This window comes from Ruminococcus callidus ATCC 27760 (assembly GCF_000468015.1).
In the GTDB taxonomy this organism is placed as follows: Bacteria; Bacillota; Clostridia; order Oscillospirales; family Ruminococcaceae; genus Ruminococcus_C; species Ruminococcus_C callidus.
The window spans coordinates 1-3,415 of the sequence record NZ_KI260403.1 but is presented as its reverse complement, the minus strand read 5'-3'; the positions used below and the strand labels follow the sequence as shown (position 1 = coordinate 3,415).

The following is a 3,415-nucleotide window of genomic DNA, read 5'->3' as shown; positions in this document are numbered from 1 at the left end:
CTGTGCCGTCAGCGGCGGTGAATGTTTCTGCTACAGTGCTGTAGGATACGTTGACTGCGTTTACTGCCTCATCTGCACTTGCAACAACGCCTGCACAAGAGGCTACCATTGTGGCTGCTGCCAGAGCAGCAATAATCTTCTTTGTCTGTTTCATGATAAAAAACTCCTTTTTTAGATTACAACAGCACACTTACGTGTGCCGCTGCGTTTGGATTTCTTTGTAATCTTACAACCAGATTACTTCTTCAGATTCTGCAGAGCCTTCGGTTCTTTCGGCTGGTGAAAGCCCAAAATCGATGCGGAACTAGCTCCGATCTCAGCACTTTTTGCACCGACTTTCGCAACAGTCTTCAAAATGCTCTTCTTTGCACTTTTCATTATACTCTCTCCTTTCTTTCAATCCCACAACTAAAATTGAAACAGAAATCGCCAAAAATGTGCTATCGATCAATTTTACGTAGGGACTATGTAATATGTTAATCAAGCAAGAAATCACCGTCAGTAATATTGCAATGATTCTGCTGATTTTACGAAATAGAAGTACCTGTTTTGCATTGAGCGGTTTATTTTCATTTTCAACCGGTGCATAGGCACAGATAATTAACAGTGAAACTGACAGAAAAATATAGTGCATTGTCGTGAAACTGTCAGTGGGAAAGAAACGATATACAACCAATACCGCATTGATTACCAAAAGGAACAGTAAATTGCAGCTCCAATAATGATTTGCATGATATCCTCCGCATATTTGCCGAAACGTTGCAAATATAACGAAAAAAAGCATTGCTGCAGTAAAACAATGCAGTAAAACGCCAGATAGTACTGCAATCAGAAAAGTGGTAATAGAAGAAAACAGAATTTCAAATCCATACTGATAAACTTCTGCCTTTTCCATTTCGATTGCATCATTTTTAATCAAACTCCGTACAACTGATCTGGATAAAAATGAAATCATATGCAACACCTCCTTTTGTTTCCCTTAATTTCATTATACTGATTAAAATGAAAGATACAATACTTATGACGTAATCGGTATGTTTTACGACGTAATCGGTCAAAAAGCAAAAAAATCCGCCTTATTTTTTCGATAAGGCGGATCAAAAACCATTCTATTTTGTTTTACGATTCGTGGATTTTTAACATAACATCTGCAACAAACCAACCATTTTCCTCAGAGAAATTGCTCATCCCATCGTTTCTTTCAACAGCATCTTCTACACTTTGCAACCCAAATCCATGGATTTTTCGATTTTTCTTAGTGGTCCCTAGTTCCTTGTTGTTTTTTAATACTGACTCTGCAATTTGATTCTGAACAACAATCCGAAAATAGTTGCCGATGATTTCCATGGAAAGACGAATCTGCCGCTTTTCTTCTTTGGATGCAGCCTCTATTGCATTATCCAGTAAATTAGCTAATATTACACACAAATCGGTTTCATCTATTTTCGGCAATTCTTCCAGCACAAAATATTTTATGTCAATTTGATTTTCGTCACACACAAGTTTTTTCAAATCTAAAATAGCATTGACTGCAACAGAATTCGTCATCATATGATACGGCAATTCTTTTTTCACCTGACCGGTTAATTTCTCAATATATTCCATAGCTGTATCTGTCTGTTGTAAACGAATATATTCCGAAATGCAAAGCAAGTGATTTTTCAAATCATGACGCAGTGTATTTACTTCTGTATTCCAACGAATGGAATCCTGAAGTTTTTGCTGTTCGTTTGCAATTTGTAATTTCAATAGTGCCTGATTGTTTTCTACACGATTTCTGGAGGAAGTAAGATAAAGCACAAAAAACAACAAAATGTTGATTGCAATCATACATATTACAATTGCAGAAACTTCCCAGCTTGCTACATCTGTGTCAATTACAATTTCTTCTAGAACAACACCAGCAAAAAAAGTAGTCAAAAGAACAATAGCCATAACAATACACTGAGAAACATGAAATATCACTTTTTTCTTTTCAAAAATATTGGTAAGTATGATTAATGTAAAAACCAATAAAGCTTTTGTAATAAATAAAAGTAAAATACGAACTGGATTTCGAAGAAGTAGCACATCTGCTGAAGTACTATGTATGAGCAAACTTGTGACTAACATTGTTGAAATGTTAATTGTAAACAAACAGGCAAATATGAGGAGTACAACAATTGTCTGAAGCCATATAGGCTTTTCTAACATTATCCAACAGAAAAGAAGATAAATAAAAATTGTGATAATGACATAAAGTCCTTCAAACACAAAAAATTGATCCAATATTAAAGAAGAGGTGCATTGCAAGCAACAAAAAACTACTGTTCCAATTATCTTTTTAGATCGTGCCATGGTTTTATAGGACAAGATCTTGACTAGAAAGAAGAAAATAATCAAACTCTCTGAAATAGTGGCTAACCATTCTGAAACGGTGTAGATCATATGATATTCCTCCTTGTTTTTTGTTGAAACATTTCCTTGACTGATTTGACTTTTCTTCGACTGATAAACAAAACCTTTTTATTGTCCAATACCAGAGTATCTTTTTCAATTGAAAAAATATGCTCAATATTTACAATACAGCTTACGCTAATTGGAATAAAGCCTTGAAATTCTTCTTTTTCCATATAGGAACGAAGGGAATCTCTTGTAATGATTGCATCCTTTGTGCTGACAGTATAGATTTTTGTTTGGTGATTTTCGCTTTCAATATACAAAATATCAGAAACTGGTAAATTATAATATTCTTTTTTTTGACGATGTGCTGCGAATATCATGACGTGACTATTCTTTTTCTGTATTTCTTGAACCACACAGGAGATTGCAAACGGAAGTTCTTCTTGTATCTTATCTTTACGAACAAAACCGAGTACCTTATATTGAAATGCTTTTTGCATCAAGTCATCTCGATTTGTGATGTAGACAATCGGCGTATTATTTCCAAGTTCACGCAGGAACTGAGAAATGTCAAAGCCGCTTTTTTTAGGCATATCCAGATCCAAAAAGAGAGCTTGATATTTCTTATCAAATATTGCATCACAGAATAAATCTGCATCTGTGTAGGTATCTATTTCAAAATATACATGATTTTCCTTTTCCCATTGTTGAAATACAGAAAGAATTCCTGAAATCGCTTCTGTCTGGTCATCCACGATTGCGATTTGAATCATACGATATACTCCTCTTACTTCTTTTTCGCTTCATTTCCATCATACCACAAAAATTTTCAAAAAGCAAGAATTTATTTTGCTAAACAAAGAAACGGTATGCCTCAGAGGACATACCGTTTTCTTGTATAAGTAGGGAAGAGCCTATCATCAGAAATTTGATATTTGCCTGCAAAACGTGATGCAAAGCAACATATGCCTATTGGAATATTATCCGAGCAAAAGTCATTTTTTCATTTTCAAGAACAGAACTATCTCTATTT

4 protein-coding genes are annotated in these 3,415 nt (G+C 34.7%); all 4 read right to left on the bottom strand.

What is annotated here, in order from left to right; translation table 11 throughout:
* Window positions 1-237: 237 nt before the first annotated feature.
* The 4 genes from RUMCAL_RS16870 to RUMCAL_RS07555 all read right to left on the bottom strand — a co-directional run bounded on the left by RUMCAL_RS16870 (window position 238) and on the right by RUMCAL_RS07555 (window position 3,155).
* Window positions 238-378: a cyclic lactone autoinducer peptide gene (locus RUMCAL_RS16870; protein WP_084194386.1), complete on the bottom strand. Its 141-nt coding sequence runs from the start codon at window positions 376-378 to the stop codon at window positions 238-240.
* The gene (locus RUMCAL_RS15055; protein WP_021682111.1) at window positions 317-955 is read right to left on the bottom strand and encodes an accessory gene regulator ArgB-like protein; all 639 of its coding nucleotides are present in this window, start codon (window positions 953-955) and stop codon (window positions 317-319) included. The genes RUMCAL_RS16870 and RUMCAL_RS15055 overlap by 62 nt, the downstream gene beginning before the upstream one ends.
* 164 nt (window positions 956-1,119) lie before the next feature.
* Entirely contained in the window at window positions 1,120-2,427 is a 1,308-nt protein-coding gene (locus RUMCAL_RS07560; protein ID WP_021682110.1) for a sensor histidine kinase, read from the bottom strand.
* Window positions 2,424-3,155 (bottom strand): LytR/AlgR family response regulator transcription factor, encoded by a 732-nt coding sequence (locus tag RUMCAL_RS07555; RefSeq protein ID WP_021682109.1) that lies wholly within the window; start codon window positions 3,153-3,155, stop codon window positions 2,424-2,426. The genes RUMCAL_RS07560 and RUMCAL_RS07555 overlap by 4 nt, the downstream gene beginning before the upstream one ends.
* Between the last annotated feature and the right edge of the window lie 260 nt (window positions 3,156-3,415).